General features: G+C 70.7%; 19 protein-coding genes. 7 read left to right on the forward strand and 12 right to left on the reverse strand.

The window, feature by feature from the left end; translation table 11 throughout:
- Positions 1-43: 43 nt before the first annotated feature.
- Positions 44-1066: a lanthionine synthetase LanC family protein gene (locus JJ691_RS22895; protein WP_249228261.1), complete on the reverse strand. Its 1023-nt coding sequence runs from the start codon at positions 1064-1066 to the stop codon at positions 44-46.
- Positions 1067-1280: 214 nt separating this feature from the next.
- On the opposite strand from JJ691_RS22895, the gene JJ691_RS22900 reads away from it, so the two are divergent.
- Together JJ691_RS22900 and JJ691_RS22905 are read left to right on the forward strand one after the other, a co-directional pair.
- Complete coding sequence (locus JJ691_RS22900; protein WP_211770761.1) at positions 1281-2759, forward strand: linalool dehydratase/isomerase domain-containing protein; 1479 nt, start codon at positions 1281-1283, stop codon at positions 2757-2759.
- Positions 2756-3244, forward strand: coding sequence for an SCO family protein (locus JJ691_RS22905; RefSeq protein WP_211770762.1), 489 nt, complete (start codon positions 2756-2758; stop codon positions 3242-3244). Before JJ691_RS22900 ends, JJ691_RS22905 begins: the two co-directional genes overlap by 4 nt.
- Here JJ691_RS22905 and JJ691_RS22910 read toward each other — a convergent pair.
- Complete coding sequence (locus tag JJ691_RS22910) at positions 3237-3710, reverse strand: hypothetical protein (protein WP_211770763.1); 474 nt, start codon at positions 3708-3710, stop codon at positions 3237-3239. The two genes, JJ691_RS22905 and JJ691_RS22910, sit on opposite strands and share 8 nt — an antisense overlap.
- Positions 3711-3940: 230 nt before the next feature.
- Here JJ691_RS22910 and JJ691_RS22915 point away from each other — a divergent pair, with 230 nt between their 5' ends.
- Positions 3941-4624, forward strand: a complete 684-nt coding sequence (locus JJ691_RS22915) for a hypothetical protein (protein ID WP_211770764.1) — start codon at positions 3941-3943, stop codon at positions 4622-4624.
- Positions 4625-4627: 3 nt separating this feature from the next.
- Here the strand turns inward: JJ691_RS22915 and JJ691_RS22920 are convergent, their stop codons facing one another.
- From JJ691_RS22920 to JJ691_RS22930, 3 genes are all read right to left on the reverse strand, one after another.
- Positions 4628-5266 carry a hypothetical protein gene (locus JJ691_RS22920; RefSeq protein WP_211770765.1) on the reverse strand — a complete coding sequence of 213 codons (639 nt, stop codon included), beginning with the start codon at positions 5264-5266 and terminating at the stop codon, positions 4628-4630.
- A 140-nt stretch (positions 5267-5406) separates the two neighbouring features.
- Positions 5407-6642 (reverse strand): styrene monooxygenase/indole monooxygenase family protein, encoded by a 1236-nt coding sequence (locus JJ691_RS22925; RefSeq protein WP_211770766.1) that lies wholly within the window; start codon positions 6640-6642, stop codon positions 5407-5409.
- A gap of 82 nt (positions 6643-6724) precedes the next feature.
- Positions 6725-7384: an alpha/beta hydrolase gene (locus JJ691_RS22930; protein ID WP_211770767.1), complete on the reverse strand. Its 660-nt coding sequence runs from the start codon at positions 7382-7384 to the stop codon at positions 6725-6727.
- A 101-nt stretch (positions 7385-7485) separates the two neighbouring features.
- On the opposite strand from JJ691_RS22930, the gene JJ691_RS22935 reads away from it, so the two are divergent.
- On the forward strand, positions 7486-8043 hold the full coding sequence (locus JJ691_RS22935) for an XRE family transcriptional regulator (RefSeq protein WP_211770768.1): 558 nt from the start codon (positions 7486-7488) through the stop codon (positions 8041-8043).
- A 120-nt stretch (positions 8044-8163) separates the two neighbouring features.
- Positions 8164-9099, forward strand: a complete 936-nt coding sequence (locus JJ691_RS22940) for a DUF1684 domain-containing protein (RefSeq protein ID WP_211770769.1) — start codon at positions 8164-8166, stop codon at positions 9097-9099.
- A 100-nt stretch (positions 9100-9199) separates the two neighbouring features.
- On the opposite strand, the gene JJ691_RS22945 is transcribed toward JJ691_RS22940, so the two are convergent.
- Genes JJ691_RS22945 through JJ691_RS22975 form a run of 7 tightly spaced genes read right to left on the reverse strand, consistent with a single transcriptional unit; the run spans position 9200 to position 18050 of the window.
- Complete coding sequence (locus JJ691_RS22945; protein ID WP_211770770.1) at positions 9200-10357, reverse strand: acyl-CoA dehydrogenase family protein; 1158 nt, start codon at positions 10355-10357, stop codon at positions 9200-9202.
- Positions 10358-10360: 3 nt separating this feature from the next.
- Complete coding sequence (locus tag JJ691_RS22950) at positions 10361-12265, reverse strand: ATP-binding protein (protein WP_211770771.1); 1905 nt, start codon at positions 12263-12265, stop codon at positions 10361-10363.
- Positions 12266-12270: 5 nt separating this feature from the next.
- Entirely contained in the window at positions 12271-13869 is a 1599-nt protein-coding gene (locus JJ691_RS22955; protein ID WP_211770772.1) for an acyl-CoA carboxylase subunit beta, read from the reverse strand.
- Positions 13869-15011 (reverse strand): acyl-CoA dehydrogenase family protein, encoded by a 1143-nt coding sequence (locus tag JJ691_RS22960; protein WP_211770773.1) that lies wholly within the window; start codon positions 15009-15011, stop codon positions 13869-13871. Before JJ691_RS22960 ends, JJ691_RS22955 begins: the two co-directional genes overlap by 1 nt.
- Entirely contained in the window at positions 15008-16654 is a 1647-nt protein-coding gene (locus tag JJ691_RS22965; protein WP_211770774.1) for an acyclic terpene utilization AtuA family protein, read from the reverse strand. Before JJ691_RS22965 ends, JJ691_RS22960 begins: the two co-directional genes overlap by 4 nt.
- Entirely contained in the window at positions 16651-17442 is a 792-nt protein-coding gene (locus JJ691_RS22970) for a TIGR03084 family metal-binding protein (protein WP_211770775.1), read from the reverse strand. Before JJ691_RS22970 ends, JJ691_RS22965 begins: the two co-directional genes overlap by 4 nt.
- Positions 17439-18050, reverse strand: a complete 612-nt coding sequence (locus tag JJ691_RS22975; RefSeq protein WP_211770776.1) for a TetR/AcrR family transcriptional regulator — start codon at positions 18048-18050, stop codon at positions 17439-17441. Before JJ691_RS22975 ends, JJ691_RS22970 begins: the two co-directional genes overlap by 4 nt.
- Positions 18051-18176: 126 nt before the next feature.
- Between JJ691_RS22975 and JJ691_RS22980 the strand changes: the two genes are divergently transcribed.
- The gene (locus JJ691_RS22980) at positions 18177-18515 is read left to right on the forward strand and encodes a YciI family protein (RefSeq protein WP_211770777.1); all 339 of its coding nucleotides are present in this window, start codon (positions 18177-18179) and stop codon (positions 18513-18515) included.
- Complete coding sequence (locus JJ691_RS22985) at positions 18512-19705, forward strand: RNA polymerase sigma factor (RefSeq protein WP_211770778.1); 1194 nt, start codon at positions 18512-18514, stop codon at positions 19703-19705. The genes JJ691_RS22980 and JJ691_RS22985 overlap by 4 nt, the downstream gene beginning before the upstream one ends.
- The last annotated feature ends 182 nt before the right edge of the window (positions 19706-19887 follow it).

A 19887-nucleotide genomic window follows, 5' to 3' on the forward strand; every position in this document is an offset into this window, starting at 1 on the left:
ACAGGGATCCGGCAAACCGGGCGGCCGCGGCCGCCCGGTTTGCCTATTGCCCCAACGATTTTGCACTACCCAGTGGGGGCATCCACAGCCGGGGCGACCCCGGGACCACCAGCCGCACCAGGGCGGCGATGAGCACCGGCAGGGCGGCGTCGTCCGGCCAGGCCAGCTGGTCGACGGTCTTGAGGGCCCAGTCGCGGTGCCGGTCGTCGCCAGTGGCTTCGGCCATGTCGAGAAGAAACTCCACGTTCTCGACCACGCCGTGACAGCTGGCCGTGGCCATGGTCCACTGGTCGGCCCGCACCGCCGCCGCGGCGGCGTCGGCCACCTTGCGGTAGCGCTGATCGCCGGTGGCAAGCCAAGCGCGCACGAGGAAACTGCCCACACCGGCCGCGTCGCCGCACCAGCCGCCGAGCGGAATGCTCTCCCCCGCCCCCGACGGCCAGCGCGCGGACGTGCGGTCCCACATCGCGGCTTCGCACAGCACATCGGCCAGTCGGATCGCCTTGATCCGACTCTGCTGGTCACCCGTGACCAACGCGTGATCCAGCAGGAACGCCGCGATGCCGGCGACGCCATGGCCGAAGCCGTACTTGCCCTCGGTGATGTCCTGGTGGCGGGCGCATTCCCTGGCCCGGTCCAGGAACTGCTCGTCGCCGGTGACCCGCCAGGCGTGCAGCAGGGTCAGGCCGGCGCCGGCCGAACCGTCGCAGACGTCCGGATTGCTGCTCAGCAGCGGAATCTCGGTCGCCAGCTTGACCGCGCGGGCCATCAGCTTCGGGTCGGACAGCGCCGCCGCCGCGTCCAGCAGCGCCCACACCGCCCCGGACTGTCCGAAGTGCAGTCCCGGCAGGACGATCGACTCCCGCTCACACCGCTTGGCCGTGCGCTTCGCCGAGGTGCGGACCACGGCCGGCAGGCGCTCGTCCCTCGGCAGGGCCGCCACCAGGGCGCCCAGCACGGACGCGCTGTGCCGGCGGTAGTTCATCCGGTCCAGCAGCTGGCCGATGCCGTCGCCGGGCACCCCTTCCGGATGCACCGCGCCCGCTGCCACCGACCCGGTCGACATCACCGGCAGGACCCCCTCCGGCCTGCGAAAACACGTCTACTCGTCCACAATCGCACCCGCTGATCGCCGGGCCGAACGTCAGGAGCCGATCGTCCCGCCACCGCTGCCCCAACGAACAGGCCACCCGAAATCCGTGAAAAAGATTCGGTTTCCTGGGGCAACATCATCAGCGCTGGACCAGCGTAGCTTCGTCGGCGAAGGCAGGAGGTCCCGGGTGTCCACGACGCTCACCGCCGAACAGCTCGGCCATCTACGGCATTTCGACAACCTTTCGCGGCAGCTGCCCAACGACTGGTCCCTGATGCAGGGCAAGGGAACCAACCAGGAGGACTTCGGCGGGTACCGGTTCCAGCTGGCGTACATGGCCTACGCCCTGGCGCTGACCCACCGGCACCGGCTGCCCGCCGCCCCCGGCCTGTTCCAGCCGATCATGCAGCGGCTCATCGACAAGATCATGCATCCCGAGGTCTGGATGTACTGGCGCGACGTGAGCCGCGGCGGCAGCGTCTACAACGCACACCTGGTCGACGAGGTCGGCGAGCAGTGGGATCCCGTGGTGCGGGACAACATCATGTACAGCGCCTACGTGCAGTCCATGGCCCTGCTGCACGACTACCTGTTCGACAGCGACCGCTACGCCGCCGAGGGCTCGCTGACGTTCGGCTACTGGTCCTTCTTCTGGGGCGGCGAGCCGCGGGAGTTCCCGTACGACCGGAATTCGCTGAACGAGCACATCTACTGGCAGATGGTCGGCAGCGGCTACCTGGGCGTGGCCTGCGAACCCAACTGCGTGTTCCAAATCTGCAACCAGCCGGCGATTCTCGGCTTCCGCCTGCACGACCTGATCACCGGCGGCCGCCGGGCCGAGGAGGTCGTCGCCGGCTACGAGCAGGCGTGGCGGGACTTCGGCCGGCTGGACGAGACCGGCCGGTACAACATGATGGTGCTGCGGGACTCCCAGCGGGTGCTGCCCAACGCGCGGCAGCTGGCCTGGGTCGACGCGTGGTGCGGGGCCCTGATGAACATGTGGAACCGCGACTTCGTGCGGGCCAACTATCCGCGCCAGGTGGCGAATCTCGTGCACCGGAGCCCCGCCGGCACGCTCTCCGTGGCCGCCTCTGCGCCGCAGGAAGTCATGGGGCAGACCGTGGTCAGCGACACCTGCGACTTCGGCTGGGTCGCCGCGTGGGCGTCGGAGATGGGCGACGAGCCCACCCTGCGGGGGCTGCTCGACCACGTCGACCAGTTCATGAATCCGACCTGGCGCGACGGCGGCCTGTACTACCCGCGCAACGACACCAAGGCCGATCCGGACGGCAACCGGGTCGAGATGGAACCCATGACCGGCAACGTGCTCATCGGCTATGCCCGGCTCAACGTCCCCGATGGCTTGTGGGGCCTGTACAACCAGCCCTGGGACCGGTCACGCCTCGCCGAACCGGCGCTGACCGCCGTCGACCGCAACGTCGACGTCAGCCGGGCCGAGGTCGTCGACGGTGTCCTGCACACCCGCCTGCGCCGGGCCCCCGGCCTTCCCGGCGACGGCACCGTCACCATCTCCCGCCTCACCGGCCGGTGGACCGTCGACGACCAGCCGCTCGATTCCTCTGACTTCCTCCGGGTGGACGGCGACAATGTCGTGCTGCGCTGTCCCGACGAGGCTCGGACCTTCACCTTCCGGCGGGAACCGTGAGCGCCCCGACCACGCCGACGTACTCCCTCGTCGACCACCACGGCCATGCGGTGACCTCCGCCAGCTACCAGGGCTCGTGGCAGCTGGTGTTCTTCGGCTTCACCCACTGCCGCGCCGTCTGTCCCCGCGCCCTCGGCCGCCTCTCCACCGTTCTGGCCGAACTCCGCGACCTCTCCGACCGGATTCGCCCGCTCTACATCACCGTCGACCCCGACCGGGACACTCCCCCGGTGATGCGGGACTTCCTCCGCGCCTATCCCGCCTTCACCGGCCTCACCGGCTCCCCCGACGCCATCGACGCCGCCAAGCGCGAGTTCCGCGTATTCGCCCGCCGCCGGGACGATCCGGAGGATCCAGACGGCTATGCCGTGCCGCACACCGCCATCACCTATCTGCTCTCCCCCGATGGCCGATACGTGACCCATTTCCCGGATTCGATGCCAGCGGAGGAGTTGACCGCCGAGTTGCGACGCCGTCTTAACTGATCTGGTTGAGCAGTTTCCCGATGGCGTCGACCTGTTCGCGGACGGTGGTCAGGGCGGCGGCGCAGGGGGCGGCATTGGGGCCGTTGGTGGCCGGGTTGGCGTTGTTCAGGCCCGGATTCTGGGTGCCGACGCCGCACTGGCGCTTCTCGTAGTCGCCGACGGCGGCCTGCATCTGGTCGACGACGGCCTTGATGGCGGTGGCCTGCTTGCTGCCGGCGGTCTCGGAGATGACGCTGTTGCCGAAGTTGACGACCTCGGTGGCGTAGCGCTCGCATTCGGGGAACACGGTGGCGGCGGGCACGGTCTGGCACTGGTCGGCCTGCAGGGCGGTGACCTTCACGGTCAGGTCCTGCACGGAGGGCCCGTACTTGGCCACCGGCGGGCCGCTCGGACCGGCCTCCCGACTGCACCCGGCGCAGGCCAGGACGAGCAGGGCGGGCACGAGCAACACGCGCAAGTTCACCACGAGGGCAGCGTAGAACAGGCCACCCCCGACGCCTTGGGCGGGCGGTGTCCGCGTCCACACCTCAACGGACAAAGGTGCCGGCTAATTCCCGCGAGATACACAATTCGACGATGGGGCAGGAATCGACGACCGAGGGGACAGTTTCGGCTGACGGCCGGCCGAGGGCGGCGTAACTTCTGTGGGGAGACAACCATTGCGTGTGATCGCGCGCACTTTTCTGCGAGGCTCCAATGCACACCAGCACCGCTGCTGCCTGCCGTTCCGCGCTGGCCCCGGCCAGCCGACGTCCTCGGCTCGGCCGGACCAGAAACGCGGGTTCGCTGGCCGTCGGCTTCACCTTCCAGCGGGACGCGGAGCCGCAGCCCGCGCCGGACGCCTGGCTGATCCTGCGCGCGGGCGAAATCCTGTTGTACAGCCGGGACATCGCCTTCGACGCGGTGGCCCAGGCGGCGGCCAGCCGGATGATCGCCGAAGAGCTGCACTTGTCCGAGGCGACGGTACGGTTCAGCTCCGGCCACGCCCTGCACACGGTGGGCGTGCCGTGCGGGATCGCGCTGCGCAAGGCGGCGGCGTCGGCCTACTGGGGTCTGCACCGGGACGCGGCGGCGCTGCTGAACGTGCCGGCCCGCGCGCTGGCCTCGGACAACGGCCGGTTCCGGGTGCGCGGCGGCCTGCGGCGGGTGTCGTACCACCAGCTGCTGGAGGCCACCACCACCGTGCTGTCGCTGGACTCCCGGGTTCCGCTGGTGTCCAACCACGACTACCTCGCCGACTACGTCGCCCCGGCGTCGGCCGTGCTCAGCAGCACGTCCTTCTCGTCGCAGGGCGCGGGCCGGTTCTCCGGCTACCTGCGTGACGAGATCCGCCGGGACGACGAGGCGCCAACCGGGGTGCTGGCCCGAATCGGGGCTTGATCCTCAGGTCAGCGGCGTGAGCTGACCCGGCAGGAACGGCGGCAGCTGGCCGGTGGCGTCCTCGTAACCCTTGACGGCACCGTCGAAAGCCCCGCCCGCCGCGCCACCGGCGGCCGCGCCGGCCAGCTGACCGCCGGCGGTGCCCACCGCGGTGCCGATGGCCGTGCCGATCGGTGCGGCCGGCGGGGCAATCGCGCCGCCGACGGCCCCGCCGATCGCGCCTCCCGCCGCCCCACCGACCGCGCCGCCAACAGTGCGGCCGATGTCGCTGCCCGGCTTGGCGGTGCCGGTCGCGGTTCCGGTGACGCCGCCGATGCCGCCGTCCACCGCCCCGCCGAAGCCGCCGCCCGCGGTGGATCCCAGTACAGAACCGGTTTTCTGGCCGAACTGCTCGCCGGCCTTGTGCCCGGATCCGTCCTTGTTGCCGAAGATTCCGTCGGCGATCGTGCCGACCGTGCCGCCGGCGAACCCGCCGAGGCTGGTGCCGAGCTGCCCGCCGACGTCGATGCCGGCGTCGGTGAAGTCGGTCGGCTCGGCCGCGCTGGCCGTGCCGGACAGCGGCAGCATCACCATCGCCGCGACCACGCCGCCGCCGACCACGGCGGACACCGCCGACCGCCGGACCACACTGTGACGACCCATGGGAATTCCTCTCGTAGCAGGGGGAATTGCCAGGACCGTAGCCAGCTCCGAACCGTCCGGCGGCGGCGCTGTGAGTCAGTTCATGGTGTGTTCCGAGGACTTGTCACGTAGGTGCGCAACAGGGTCACGCCCGACTGTGATTACGCCGCGCGTTCCGCCACTTCGCGGAGGTACGCCTGCGCCGTCTCCGGGTCGCCCAGCCAGGGCTCGTAGCCGGTCGGGTCGTTGAACAGGTGCGCGAACCGGTGCGCCACCTCGGGAAACTCCTGACCCGCCCGCAGCGTGTCCAGGATGTGCACGGGCGGCGGTTCGAGCAGGTCGTTGTTGAACCTGGTGGAGTGCCGGGCGTAGTCCCAGTAGGCGTCGAAGCAGCGGGCCATGAACTCGGCGTCGAACGGGCGGTCGCCGTGCTCGGTGATCAGCCGCTGGTAGATCCGCGCGCAGTGCACGGCGTTGTTGGCTCCCTGGCCGCCGATCGGGTCGTTGGTGATGGCGGTGTCGCCCATGGCCAGCACGTGCTGACCGGTCGGCAGGGTGCCCACGCCGTGCCGGACGACCGGGGTGATGCGCCCGGTGAGGACCGCCTGCGGCCCACCCGACTGTGCCCCTTCGGCCATCCCGACGGACCAGGGGAAGAACCGGCGCAGCTGCTCCTGGCACAGTTCCAGGTGCTGCTCGGCGTCGGTGACGCCGTCGAAGACGTCCATCGGACCGCCGGGAATCGCCGAGACGTACAGCCCGAACCGGGGTCCGGCGACCGACAACACCGGCAGCGCGAAGAACTCGCCGATGCCCGGCGCCAACCCGAACGTGACACCCTGGTAGAAGGCCGCGGGATCCTGCTCCATCAGCTGCAAGGTGATCCCGCGCTGCGGCTGCGAGTACGGGGATCGCGAGTCGTCACGCGGGAAAACACTGTCGAACTGCGGCCCACGACCGGCGGCGACCAGCACCAGATCGGCCTCACGGGCGTAGTCCGCGAGATCCTCGGGCGTGGCCCGGCCGATGCGCAGCTCGCCACCGCGATTGACGAACTCGGTCAGCCAGAAGGACATCTTCACCCGCTGGTCCACCGACTGGGCCGGGTTGTCCAGCGGCGACACCCAGGAGATGAACGGGTCCGGCGAGCCCGGCAGGCCTGCGGCGAAAGCGATGCCGGTCACCGGCGGCACCTCGCCGTCCCAGTGGTTGAGCCCCAGCGCCCGCTCGTGGGCCAGCGCCGGCTCGAAAACGCACTGGTTGGACAGGATCCGCCCGTCCCGGATGTCCTCGGCGGTGCGGTCGGACACCATGGTCACGCGATAGCCCGCGTCCACCAGTCCCAGCGCCAACAGCGAGCCGGCCTGCCCGGCCCCGACGATCACGATGTGCCGCACGACAAAACTCCCTTGCCCCAGTTACGACCACCCTAGGCGCATTTCCGGGCGGCCGTGACCGGCAACAGGGTTCTGTTCTGCCTCAAGGGGCAATGCGACGGAAGGCCGAGTCGGCCACCGTCGAGGGCACCTCGTGGCCGCCGGTGAACTCGCGGTAGTCCACCCGGTAGCCCACGATCCGCAGCGCCGGCACGATCATCCGGCTGGTGGCCTCGATCGGCAGCACGCCGTCGTGACGCCCGTGCGAGACGAACACATTCGGCTTGCCCGCCCGCGCTCCCGGCACCACGAACCCCGGCGAGAACGCCACCACGTGCTCGAACAGCGTGCCGTTGACCAGGCCCAGCGACAGCGCGTACGAAGCCCCGTCCGAGAAGCCGGCGATCGCCGCCGTCTTCACGTCGAAGTGCTCGAACAGCTCCCTCAGCGACCGGTCCAGCGCCTCCACGTCCGGGCCGAAGTTCCCGTGGATGGCGTCCCAGGTGCGGGCCCGCGACTTCGGGGCGTACACCAGGGCATTGCGGTCCTGCATGAGCTTGAGGGCCCGCTCCGGGGTGGAACCCGCCCCGTGCAGCAGCACCACCAGCGCCACCGGTCCCTCGGGCAGGTCCGCCGGCACGTGCACCAGCCCGTCGGCGAACGCGTGCGTGCCGGCCGCCAGCCGCTCCCGAGAGGGCTGCCCCGGCTTCGCGGCCAGCTCGCCCAGCCGCCACCCCGTCCCCAACTGCGCCGTCGTGCTCATGGCCCACCCTCCCTTGTACGACTCCTGTCGAACACAACCCGGGCGGCCGGGATTCCATTCCCGGCGGGCCCGTATTGCGTCACCGACATACGGTCATGCCCATGACGCACAAGGACGGCCTGGACAGTCTCGTGCGCAAACGGATCCGCGCCCTGCGGGTGGCCCAGGGCTGGTCCCTGGAGGAGCTGGCCACCCGCGCGCGACTGAGCCCGTCCTCGCTGAGCCGGATCGAGACCGGCCAGCGCCGTCTCGCCCTAGACCAGCTGGTCGACCTGGCCCGTGCCCTGGACACCTCGCTGGACCAGTTGGTGGAGACCGACACCGACGACGTGATCGCCAATCCGATGATCGACGGCGGGCACGGGTTGATGCGCTGGCCGATCAAGGCGGAGCCGGGCATGACCGTGGTGCGCCAGCGCATGACGGGACCGCCGCCGGACAACGTCGCCCGCATGCGCGCCCACCCGGGCCGCGAATGGCTCGTCGTGCTGTCCGGCACCGCCGTGCTGCTGCTGGGCAATCGCCGCCTGCGGGTGGAGACCAACCAGGCCGCGGAGTTCCCGACCATGCTGCCGCACGCGATCGGCGCGGAGGGCGGACCGTGCGAGATCCTCGGCATCTTCGACCGCGACGCCCGCCGGGGACACCGGGAGAGCTGACCGTTTGCCGGAACGGCAGCCCCGCCACCGATCGTCTTGCTTCATAGGCAACGGAGCATGCCTTTGGCGCACGACGTTCGTAGGTTGATCTCCAGGAGCACGGAGAAAGGAATCAACCTCATGGCTACGGATCAAGTCGTCCCCGCCGAGCACGCGGCGTGGCGCGAGGCCCGGTGGCAGGAGCTCGCTGGCCCGAACGGCAAGGCGAAGGTCGTCGCCAACGGTCGGATCTCCGGCCCGGATCCCGTGGTCTTGCCCGGAGTTCCCGGGCAGTGGCGGGTCACCGACGCCGGGACGTTGACCGTGACGGCCGAGGACGGTGTCGAGATCAACGGCGAGCCGGCGGCCGGCACGGTCGAGGTGCCTGCCGGCAGTTCCCTCGAATTCCCCGGTGGCCGCAAGGGTTTCGCCGGCGGCGCCAGCGGTTTCTACGGCGTGGTCGTCATGGACGAGGGCGCGCTGGCCCGGTCGGGGCTCAGCGGGATCGACGCCTATCCCTATGACCCGGCCTGGGTTTTCGAGGGCGAGTACCGCGCCGCCGAACCAGGCCGCCGCATCGAGGTGGAGCGGCTGACGACTCCCCGCAGTACCGAAGCCATCCTGGCACCGGTCGACCTTGTGGTCACCATCGCGGGCGTCGAGCACGTCCTGTCCGTACTGGAAGACATGCCAGGGCAACGGCTTGTGGTCTTCACCGACGAGACCAGCGGCACTGAGACGCCCAGTATCGGCCGCTGGTTGGTCCTGCCGCTGCTGGAGCCGGGCAGCACCGTGACGGTCGACTTCAACCAGGCGACGTTGTCACATCACCACGTGTCCCCGAGGGTCTTCACCTGCCCGCTTTCGCCACCCGGCAATCACCTGCCGCTACGGATCGAGGCGGGCGAACGGGCCCTCGCCTACGACCTCAAGGGCCGGGCGGTCACCTACCTCCGGCACCTGGAGAACCGGGACTGGGCCGGCGCACGGGCGATGTGCGCCGACACAGCCACGGTCTGGCACAACGACGGCAAGGGCGACGAGACGATCGCCGGCGCGCCCCACATGTACCCATGAGGCTCCCGGTTCCGAAGAGTCGCGAGGCCCCGCCGATGCTTCGCCCTGGGCGAGGCATCGGCTACCCGGGGGCCGAGCCGCGACGCCGAAGGCGGCGCCATCAATACGACTTGGGCAGCCCCAGGGTGTGCTGGGAGACGTAGTTGAGGATCATCTCCCGGCTGACCGGGGCGATGCGGCCCAGCCGGCTGGCCCCCAGCAGCGCGCCGAGGCCGTACTCGGTGGCCAGGCCGTTGCCGCCGTGGGACTGGATGGCCTGGTCGACGGTGGTGGCGGCGGCCTCGGCGCCGGCGTACTTGGCCATGTTGGCGGCCTCGCCGGCAGCCTGGTCGTCACCGGAGTCGTAGAGCGCGGCGGCCTTCTGGGTCATCAGCCGGGCCAGCTCGATCTGGATCGCGCACTGCGCCAAAGGGTGGGAAAGGCCCTGGTGGGAGCCGATGGGCACGTCCCACACCTTGCGCGTCTTGACGTACTCGGCGGCCCGGCCCAGCGCGTTGCGGGCGATGCCGGTGGAGAACGAGGCGGCCATGATGCGCTCGGGGTTGAGGCCGGCGAACAGCTGCCCGATGCCGCCGTCGGGCCGGCCGACGAGGGCGTCGTCGGGCAGCCGGACCTCGTCCAGGAACAGGGTGAACTGCTTCTCCGGCGAGACGATGTCCATCTCGATGGGCTGCCACTCGAAGCCGGCGGCGGCGGTGGGCACGATCATCAGGGACGGCAGCAGCCGCTGTCCCTTGGTGTCCACATGCCGGGCCACCACCAGCACCGCGTCGGCCTCGTCGACGCCGGAGATGAAGGTCTTGCGTCCGTTGAGCACCCACTCGTCGCCCTCGCGGCGGATGGAGGTGGCCAGCTTGTGCGAGTTGGAGCCGGCGTCGGGCTCGGTGATGGCGAAGGCCATCTTGGTGCTGCCGTCGGCGAACCCGGGCAGCCAGCGTTGCTTCTGGGCGTCGGTGCCGAAACGGGCGATGATGGTCGCGCAGATGGCCGGCGACACCACCATCATCAGCAGCGGGCTGCCGGCGGCAGCCAGTTCCTCGCACACGGCGGCGAGGTCGCCGATGCCGCCGCCCCCGCCGCCGAACTCCTCGGGCACGGCCACGCCGAGATAGCCGAGCTTGCCGGCCTCGGACCACAGCTCGGTGGTCTTCTCCCCGGCCCGCGCCTTGGCGGTGAAGTAGTCGGCGCCGTACTGCGACCCGAAGTCGAAGACGGCCTTGCGCAGCGCCCGCCGCTCCTCGCTCTCCACAAAACTCATGCCCTACTCACCCTCCACCACAGCGAGCACGGCGCCCGCCTCGACTTGCTGACCTGCCTGCACGAGCACCTCGGCGACGGTGCCGCCGGCAGCGGCCACCACCCGGTGCTCCATCTTCATCGCCTCCAGCACAAGCAGTTCCGCGCCGGCCGCGACGGTTTCCCCGGCCTGCACGGAAACCCGGACCACGGTGCCGGGCATCGGGGCGACGGTGGCCCCCTCGGCGATCTTGTCGGTGGGGTCCGGGAACCTCGGGACCAGCGTCAATGCCAGCGGGCCGACGTAGACCGTGTCGCCGTAGCGGGCGACCTCGTAGCGCTGCCGCACACCGTCGACGTCCAGCACGACCTCGTGCTCGGTGGCCCGAACCAGCTCGATGCCGGCCGGTTCGACGAGCTTGCCATCGCGGTCGAAGCGGTACGTGACCTCGGCCTGCTCGAAGACGGTCTTCTGCGGCTGGGACGGAATGTTCCGCCAGCCCAACGGGAATCGACTCTGCCGGCCCTGGGCCAGGGCGATCGCCGCCACCAGCGCACCTCGGTCCACATCGGACACCAATGGCTTGGCGAGCTGGTCGAGGCCGACCCGGTCCAGGAAGCCGGTGTCGGTGTCGCCGGCCAGGAACTCCTTGCTGCGCAACACGTTCACCAGCAGGTCGCGGTTGGTCAGCACACCGTGGATCTTCGCACTCGCCAGCGCGGCCGAGAGCCGACGGGCGGCGGCGGCCCGGTCCGGGCCCCAGGCGATGACCTTGGCCAGCATCGGGTCGTAGTGCACGCCGACGACCGACCCGTCCTCGACGCCGCTGTCCAACCGCAGCCCGTACTCCCGGGGCACGGTGAACTCGCCGTCCACATCGGACAGTGCGAACCGGTGCAGCACCCCGCTCTGCGGCCGCCAGTCCAGGGAGGGGTCCTCGGCGTAGAGCCGGACCTCGATGGCGTGGCCGTTCGGGGTCGGGTGGTCCGCCGGCAACTGGGCACCCTCAGCGATGGCCAGTTGCCAGCGAACCAGGTCGATACCGTACACGCACTCGGTGACCGGGTGTTCCACCTGCAACCGGGTGTTGACCTCCAGGAAGTGGATGGTCCCCCTGGCCGACAGCAGGAACTCCACGGTGCCCGCGCCGACGTAGCTGATCGACCGGGCCGCCGCGACCGCGGCGTCGAAAAGTTTCGTGCGGATTTCCGGTGTCACCGCTGGTGAAGGCGTCTCTTCGACGATCTTCTGGTGCCGCCGCTGAATGGAGCACTCCCGCTCCCCCAAGGCCCACACCGTGCCGTGCGAGTCGGCCAGGATCTGCACCTCGACATGCCGCGCGCCCTCCAGCAGCGGCTCGCAGAACACGGTGCCGTCGCCGAACGCCGACTCGGCCTCGCGACGGGCCGCGGCCACTTCCTCACGCAGCGTGGACAGTTCGCGCACGATCCGCATGCCGCGACCGCCGCCGCCGGCCGAGGCCTTGATCAGCACCGGCAGGTCGTCCTCGGTCACGGTCTCCGGGTCGAGCTCGGCCAGCACCGGCACGCCGTCGGCGGCGACCCGCTTCTTGGCCGCCACCTTGGAGCCCATCGCCTCGATCGACTCGGGCGACGGGCCGACCCAGGTCAGGCCGGCCGCCAGCACCGCCCGCGCGAACCCGGCGTTCTCCGACAGGAAGCCGTATCCGGGGTGCACGGCGTCGGCCCCGGTCGCCCGGGCCGCCGCGATCAGCGCGTCGATCCGCAGGTACGTCTCGGACGGCGCGGCCCCGGGCAGCCGGACGGCGTGGTCGGCCTCGGCCACGAACGGGGCGTCCGCGTCGGGATCCGAGAACACCGCGACCGGCGAGATGCCGGCCAGCCGGCAGGACCGGAAGACCCGGCGGGCGATCTCGCCCCGGTTGGCCACCAGCAGTCGAGTGATCATGGCCCTCACATCCGGAAGACGCCGAAGCCCTCGGCGCCCTTGACGTTGTTGCTGTGCACCGCGGACAGGCACAGGCCCAGCACGGTTCGGGTGTCCCGCGGGTCGATCACGCCGTCGTCGTAGAGCCGGCCGGACAGGAACGGGGCCAGCGACTGCGACTCGATCTGGCCCTCGACCATCTGCCGCATGGCCGCGTCGTGCTCGTCGTTGTACGGCTGGCCCTTGGCCGCGGCGGCCTGTCGGGCCACGATGGACAGCACGCCGGCCAGCTGGGCCGGGCCCATCACCGCCGACTTGGCGTTGGGCCAGGTGAACAGGAAGCGCGGATCGTAGGCCCGGCCGCACATGCCGTAGTTGCCGGCCCCGTAGGACGCGCCCATCACCACGGTCAGGTGCGGCACCTTGGAGTTGGACACGGCGTTGATCATCATCGAGCCGTGCTTGATGATGCCGGCCTGCTCGTAGGACGCGCCGACCATGTAGCCGGTGGTGTTCTGCAGGAACAGCAAAGGGGTGTCGGCGCGGTTGGCCAGCTGGATGAACTGGGTCGCCTTCTGGGCCTCCTCGCTGAACAGCACGCCGCGGGCGTTGGCCAGGATGCCGATCGGGTAGCCGTGCAGGGTGGCCCAGCCGGTGACCAGGCTGTCGCCGTAGCGTGGCTTGAACTCGTCGAAGTCGGAGTCGTCGACGATGCGCGCGATGACTTCCCTGGGGTCGAACGGAATCCGCAGGTCGGTCGGCACCAGGCCGAGCAGTTCCTCGGCGTCGTAACGGGGTTCGAGCACGGTCGCGCGTGGCTGCGGCCCGAGCTTGCGCCAGTTCAGGCGGGCCACCACGCGCCGGATGTTGCGAATGGCGTCGACCTCGTCCACCGCAACGTAGTCGGCCAGGCCGGAGGTGCGGCCGTGCATGTCGGCCCCGCCCAGCGCCTCGTCCTCGGCCTCCTCGCCGGTGGCCATCTTGACCAGCGGCGGGCCGCCCAGGAACACCTTGGAGCGCTCCTTGACCATGATCACGTAGTCGGACATGCCCGGCACGTACGCGCCGCCGGCGGTGGCGTTGCCGAACACCGCCGTCACGGTGGGAATGCCGGCGGCCGACAGCCGGGTCAGGTCGCGGAACATCTGGCCGCCGGGAATGAATATCTCGGCCTGGCTGGGCAGGTCAGCCCCGCCGGACTCGACCAGGCTGATCACCGGCAGCCGGTTGGCCAGCGCGATGTCGTTGGCCCGCAACGTCTTGCGCAGCGTCCAGGGGTTGCTCGCGCCGCCGCGCACGGTCGGGTCGTTGGCCGTGATCAGGCACTCCACGCCCTCGACCACGCCGATGCCGGTGACCACGCTCGCGCCGACCTGGTAGTCGCTGCCCCAGGCGGCCAGCGCGGACAGCTCCAGGAACGGCGCGTCCTGGTCGACGACCAGCTCGATGCGCTCGCGGGCCATCAGCTTGCCGCGCTTGCGGTGCCGCTCCACGTACTTCGGGCCGCCGCCGGCCAGCGCCTTGGCGTGCTCGGCGTCCAGCTCGGCCAGCTTGCCCAGCAGCGCCTCGCGGTTCTCCTTGTGCTCGACGCTGTTCACGTCCACAGTGGACTTCAGTGCGGTCATCAGGCGAATCCCATCCTGCGCGCGGCCAGCTCGGCCAGCACCTCGCGGGTGCCGCCGCCGATGCTGAGGATCCGCGCGTCCCGGTAGTGTCGTTCCACTTCGGACTCCCGCAGGTAGCCGGCGCCGCCGTGCAGCTGCACCGCTTCGTTGGCCACGAAGTCGCACGCGTCGGTGCTGGCGTTCTTGGCCATCGACACCTCGGCGATCACCTCCTCGCCGGCCGCCACCTTGACCGCGACCTCACGGGTGTAGGTGCGGGTCAGCGCGGTCCGCTGGGCCATCTCCACCAACTTGTGCCGCACCACCTGCCGGCTGATCAGCGGCCGGTCGAAGGTGATGCGGTTGCGCACGTAGTCCACGGTCAGGTCGAGGCAGCGCTGCGCGGTGGCGTAGGCCTGCACGGCCAGCGACAGCCGCTCCACCTGGAACTGCTGCATCAGCTGCGGGAAGCCGCCGTTCTCCGGGCCGACCAGGTTGGCCACCGGCACCCGGGCATCCGAAAAGGACAGTTCGGCGGTGTCCGAGCAGTGCCAGCCCATCTTCTCCAGCTTGCGACTGGCGGTGAAGCCGGGCGTGCCGCGCTCGACCACCAGCAGGCTCACGCCCTGGTAGCCGGCCTCGCCGGTGCGCACCGCGGTGGTGACGAAGTCGGCGCGGGTGCCGGAGGTGATGAACATCTTGCTGCCGTTGACGATGTAGTGGTCGCCATCGCGGACCGCCCGCGTCCGCAGCGACGCCACGTCCGAGCCGCCGTCCGGCTCGGTGACCGCCAGCGAGCCGATCTTCTCGCCGGCCAGCGCCGGCCGGACGAACCGCTCGACGTGGTCGGCGTCGCCGGCCGCGACGATGTGCGGGATGGCGATGCCGTGCGTGAGCAGGCCGGCGATCAGGCCGGACGAGCCGCCGGCCTGGATCAGCTCCTCGGTCACCACCACGGTGTCCAGCAGGTCGCCGCCGCTGCCGCCGACCTTCTCGTCGAAGCCGACGCCGAGCAGCCCCACCTCGGCCGCCTTGCGGTGCAGGGACCTCGGCAGCTCGCCGTCACGCTCCCACTGGTCCATGTTGGGGCGGACCTCGCGCTCGACAAACGCGCGCACGGTGTCGCGCAGCTGCCGTCGTTCCGGAGTCTCCCAGGGACTCACACGCTCACCTCGACCGATCGGAGCCACTCCCCCAGCGCCTTTGCCTGGGGGTCGAACCGGGTGCTGGCCGCGACGCCCTCGCCGAGCAGGCCGCGGACCACGAAGTTGACCGCCCGCAGCGTGGGCAGCGGATACCGCTTCACGGTCAGGTCCCTGAGCTCGGGCAGCAGCTCCTTGAGCCGCGCGGAACTCAGGGTCTGGGCCAGCCAGGCGTAGTCGTCGTCGGTGCGGGCCCACACGCCGAGGTTGGCGTCGCCGCCCTTGTCGCCGGAGCGGGCGCCGAACTTCTCGCCGATGCGGAACCTGGGCGTGGCAACGGGTTCACCGTCGGGTTCGACGCTGACCTGCTCGCGGACGTGAGCGGTTTGAGTCGGCGGTGTCACCTCGACACGCCGACCGTCCGGCAACACGACCGTGTGGGCAATCGCTTGCTGCGGCAGGAAAGCCGCCGAGAACACCCCGAACGGCGTGGCGTCGCCCGGCGGTGCCGTGACGTGGAAGCCCGGGTAGGAGGCCAGCGCCAGCTCGACCGCGGCTTGCGAGAACACTCGTCCCGATCGCTTACCGTCAGCGTCCTTGATGGTCACGTGCAGCAGCGCACTGGCCGATTCCTCGGTCGGTGGCTCGTCGTGCGCGACTGTGCCGAGGCTCCAGGTCACACCGTCGGTGCCGATGCGCTCGGTGAGCTGGCGTTTCACCAGTTCCGCCTTGGCTTCCACGTCCAGTCCACACAGGACGAACGTCATGGCGTTGCGGAAGCCGCCGAGCCGGTTCAGGCACACCTTGGCGTCCGGCGGCGGCGGAGTGCCCTGGACTCCGGAGATCCGCACCCGGTCCGGGCCTTGCTGGGCCAGGGAGATCGTGTCGAACCGGCTGACCACGTCCGGGCCCAGGTAATCCGGCCCGCCGATCTCGTACAGCAGCTGGGCGGTCACGGTCTCCGTGGTCACCGCGCCGCCGGAGCCGGCATGCTTGGTGATCACCGACGATCCGTCGGCCTCGATCTCGGCGATCGGGAAGCCGGCGTGCAGCAGGTCGGGAATCTCGGTGAAGAAGGCGAAGTTGCCGCCGGTGGCCTGCGCGCCGCACTCGATCACGTGCCCGGCGACCGTCGCCCCGGCCAGCTTGTCCCAGTCGTCACGGGCCCAGCCGTAGTGGGCCGCCGCCGGCCCGACGATCAGCGAGGCGTCGGTCACCCGCCCGGTGACGACGACGTCCGCGCCGGCGTTGAGCGCTTCGACAATGCCCCAGCAGCCCAGATAGGCGTTGGCGGTGAGGAATCCGTCGAACTGCGAGCGGACGTCGTCGCCCTCGACGTGGGCGACCTTGACCGCGATGCCGAGCCGGTCGGCCAGCTCGCGGATGGCCGTCGCCAGCCCGGCCGGGTTCAGGCCGCCGGCGTTGGCGACGATCTTCACGCCGCGGTCCACGGCCGCGCCCAGGGAGCCTTCCAGTTGGCGCAGGAAGGTTTTCGCGTAGCCCTTGGTCGGGTCCTTCATCAGGTCCCGGCCCAGGATCAGCATGGTCAGCTCGGCCAGGTAGTCCCCGGTCAGCACGTCCAGCGGGCCGCCGTCGAGCATCTCCCGGACCGCGTCGAAGCGGTCGCCGTAGAAGCCGGACGCGTTGCCGATGCGATAGGTCATAGGAACTCCCCCGGCTTGCGACCCGCGCCCGGCAGGCCGGCGAACGCCTGCGCCACCCGGAGGAACTGCTCGGCCACCGGGCCGGTCGCCGTGATGTCGAGATCGTCGAGATGCCGGCGCTGCGTGACCAGATAGCAGAAGTCCAGCGCCGGCCCGGTGATCCGGTTCGCCGCGCCCTCGTCGTTCCAGGTCCAGGCCTCGCCGTCGGGGCCGGTGAGCTCGACCCGGATCGGCTCGGCCGGCTTGGGCAGGCCGTTGATCTGGAAGGCGAAACCCATGGCCCGCACGCCGATGTGGGCCACGTGCCGCAGCCGGGCCGTCGGCTCGCGGCGCACGCCCAGCGTGTCGGCGATGTCCTGGCCGTGGGCCCAGGTCTCCATGATCCGGGCCGTGGCCATCGACGCCGGGGCCATCGGCGGGCCGAACCACGGCAGCTTCTGTCCACTGGGGACGGTCGCAAGCGCTTGCGCCAGCTCGGTTCTGCTCAGCCGCCACTCCGCCAGCAGCTCCGCCGGGTCCTGCCGTGACCACTGCTCGGCGGCCTCGTCGACAAAGCCGGTCGGATTGGCCTGGGCCTGCCGCACCGTGTCGGCGAAGGCCTCCTCGTCGGTCGCGGCCAGCAGCGCCTGCCGGTCCGTCCAGGCCAGGTGCGCCACCTGGTGCGCGACCGTCCAGCCCGGGGCCGGCGTCGGCGCCGCCCAGCGGTCCTCAGCCAGCTCCGCGACCAGGCCGTCCGCGCTCTCGCTCTCCGCGACCAGATCCGCCACCAGGGCGGCGATGTCCGTCATGCCTGCTCCCTTAACACCGCGTCGAGCATCGATGCCCACTGCCGCACGATCCGGTTCCGGCGGCGTGAGTCGTCGGACAGCTGGTTGGCCAGCGCCAGGCCGCGGGCCAGGTCCAACGTCGCCTGCACCGTCTCCCGCACGCCCGGCTTCTTCTCGTCCGCGCCCAGCAGCTCCACCGTGAGGCGGTGGCACTGCCGGCCCAGCCTCGCCTCCAGGTCCACCACCACCGGCTTCAGCTCCGGGTCCGTGCGCGCCGCCACCCACAGCTCCAGGGCCGCGGTGAACATCGGGCTGACGAAGAAGTCCACCACCAGCTCCACCACCGCGCGGGTGCGGTCGGCCGCCGTCTCGACGTGGGCCGACTCCCGCAGCAGCTGCTCCGCGCTCTCCTGGCCGACGTACTCCACCGCCGCCGTGACGAGCTCGTTGCGGGTGCGGAAGTGGTGCAGCTGGGCGCCCCGCGACACCCCCGCCCGCTCGGCGACCTGCGTCGTCGTGGTGCCCGACCACCCGTGCTCCACCAGGCAGTCGACCGTCGCCTCCATCAGCTTGCGCCTGGTCTCCCGGCTGCGGTCGGCCTGCCGCTGCCGCGTCAGCTCCGGTGCCATGGCAGCGAGTGTGGCCCCGAACTAACAAACAGTCAAGACTGATTGTTAGTGCGCGCGGGCCGGTGTCGATCCGGCGGCCCGCTGTTCGTGTAAAGGGTGAGAATCCACCTCAAGGAGGCGCGCACCATGAAGAACTACCTGCTCAGCGTGTACCAGCCGGACGGCCCGATCCCCGGCCCCGAGGTGCTGGGGCCGATCGTGCAGGCCCTCGGCGAGCTCAACGCGGAGATGAAGGCCGCCGGAGCCTGGGTGTTCGACGGCGGGCTGTTCCCGCCGGCGACGGCGACGGTGGTGCGGGTGACGGACGGCGAGGTGGGCATGACGGACGGCCCGTACGTGGAGGGCAAGGAGCACCTGGGCGGCTTCACCATCGTGCGGGCGGCGGACCTGGACGCGGCGCTGGAGTGGGGGCGCAAGCTGGCCGCGGCGACGACGCTGCCGATCGAGGTTCGACCGTTCCAGTGAACATCGAGGAGGTGTTCGCCCAGGAGTACGGGCGGGCCGTCGCCGTCCTGGTCCGCGTCTTCGGCGACATCGACGTCGCCGAGGAGGCGGTTCAGGAGGCGTTCGCGACGGCGGTGCGGAAGTGGCCGGAGACGGGCGTGCCGCCGAGCCCGGCCGGTTGGATCATCACGACGGCCCGGCACGCGGCGATCGACCGGTTGCGCCGGGAGGCGGCCAGAGCGGACAAACACGCGCAGGCGGCGCTGCTGCACGCCGCTGAAGAGCCAACGGAGGAAGGACCGGTGCGGGACGAGCGACTTCGGCTGATCTTCACCTGCTGCCACCCGGCGCTGGCCCCGGCGGCCCGGGTCGCGCTGACGCTGCGGCTGCTGGGCGGGCTGAGCACGCCGGAGATCGCGCGGGCGTTCCTGGTGCCGGAGAAGACCATGCAGCAGCGGCTGGTCCGGGCCAAGGCCAAGATCCGCGACGCCGGCATCCCCTACCGGGTGCCCCGCGACGCGGACCTGCCGGACCGGCTCAAGGCAGTGCTGGCAGTGCTGTACCTGATCTTCACCGAGGGCCACGCGGTCCTGCGGGACGACCTGTGCGCGGAGGCGATCCGGCTGGGCCGGCTGCTGGCCGAGCTGATGCCGGACGAGCCTGAGGTGTGGGGGCTGCTGGCGCTGATGCAGCTCGTGCACGCCCGCCGCGACGCCCGCACCACCGACGCCGGCGATCTTGTGCTGCTGCCCGACCAGGATCGTTCGCGGTGGGACGCCGGCCTGGTCGCCGAGGGGCAGGCGATCGTGCGGCAGTGCCTGCGCTGGCGGCGGCCCGGGCCGTACCAGATCCAGGCCGCGATCAACGCCGTGCACAGCGAACCGCCGACCGACTGGGACCAGATCGTCCAGCTGTACGACCAGTTGCTGCACTTCACGCCCACGCCCGTGGTGGCGCTGCACCGGGCCGTGGCGGTCGCGGAGGTATCGGGGCCGTCGGCCGCGCTGGCCATTGTGGATGGTCTGGATCTCCCGTCGTACCACGTGTTCCATGTCGTGCGGGCCGATCTCCTGCGGCGGCTGCACCGGCTCGACGAGGCCGCCGACGCCTATCGCCGAGCCATCGAGCTCACGGAAAACTCGGCGGAGGAGGCGTTTCTGGCTCGGCAGTTACATGCCGCGCGTTCCGCGCGGGGCTCGGCCCCCGGGTAGCCGATGCCTCGCGCTCTCTTGAGTTGGCGACCGGCCGTCATGCGCCGATCGTAGGTCTGTGACACCGGAACCGCCCCGAACCGGCGGAGCTGTCACCGGTCCGGGGCGGCATGTCAGGACGGAGGGACGTCCCGACCGGCAGTACGGAAAGCGCTTTCCGCCACATTTGAAGCTGTGCACAG

Source organism: Kutzneria sp. CA-103260 (genome assembly GCF_018263855.1).
Classification (GTDB): domain Bacteria; phylum Actinomycetota; class Actinomycetes; order Mycobacteriales; family Pseudonocardiaceae; genus Kutzneria.

Excerpts from the sequence above, each read along its gene's own strand:
- JJ691_RS22895 (WP_249228261.1), bottom strand. The coding sequence starts at position 1,066 with ATGTCGACCGGGTCGGTGGCAGCGGGCGCGGTGCATCCGGAAGGGGTG.
- JJ691_RS22915 (WP_211770764.1), top strand. The coding sequence starts at position 3,941 with ATGCACACCAGCACCGCTGCTGCCTGCCGTTCCGCGCTGGCCCCGGCC.
- JJ691_RS22920 (WP_211770765.1), bottom strand. The coding sequence starts at position 5,266 with ATGGGTCGTCACAGTGTGGTCCGGCGGTCGGCGGTGTCCGCCGTGGTC.
- JJ691_RS22930 (WP_211770767.1), bottom strand. The coding sequence starts at position 7,384 with ATGAGCACGACGGCGCAGTTGGGGACGGGGTGGCGGCTGGGCGAGCTG.
- JJ691_RS22935 (WP_211770768.1), top strand. The coding sequence starts at position 7,486 with ATGACGCACAAGGACGGCCTGGACAGTCTCGTGCGCAAACGGATCCGC.
- JJ691_RS22940 (WP_211770769.1), top strand. The coding sequence starts at position 8,164 with ATGGCTACGGATCAAGTCGTCCCCGCCGAGCACGCGGCGTGGCGCGAG.
- JJ691_RS22945 (WP_211770770.1), bottom strand. The coding sequence starts at position 10,357 with ATGAGTTTTGTGGAGAGCGAGGAGCGGCGGGCGCTGCGCAAGGCCGTC.
- JJ691_RS22950 (WP_211770771.1), bottom strand. The coding sequence starts at position 12,265 with ATGATCACTCGACTGCTGGTGGCCAACCGGGGCGAGATCGCCCGCCGG.
- JJ691_RS22955 (WP_211770772.1), bottom strand. The coding sequence starts at position 13,869 with ATGACCGCACTGAAGTCCACTGTGGACGTGAACAGCGTCGAGCACAAG.
- JJ691_RS22965 (WP_211770774.1), bottom strand. The coding sequence starts at position 16,654 with ATGACCTATCGCATCGGCAACGCGTCCGGCTTCTACGGCGACCGCTTC.
- JJ691_RS22970 (WP_211770775.1), bottom strand. The coding sequence starts at position 17,442 with ATGACGGACATCGCCGCCCTGGTGGCGGATCTGGTCGCGGAGAGCGAG.
- JJ691_RS22975 (WP_211770776.1), bottom strand. The coding sequence starts at position 18,050 with ATGGCACCGGAGCTGACGCGGCAGCGGCAGGCCGACCGCAGCCGGGAG.
- JJ691_RS22980 (WP_211770777.1), top strand. The coding sequence starts at position 18,177 with ATGAAGAACTACCTGCTCAGCGTGTACCAGCCGGACGGCCCGATCCCC.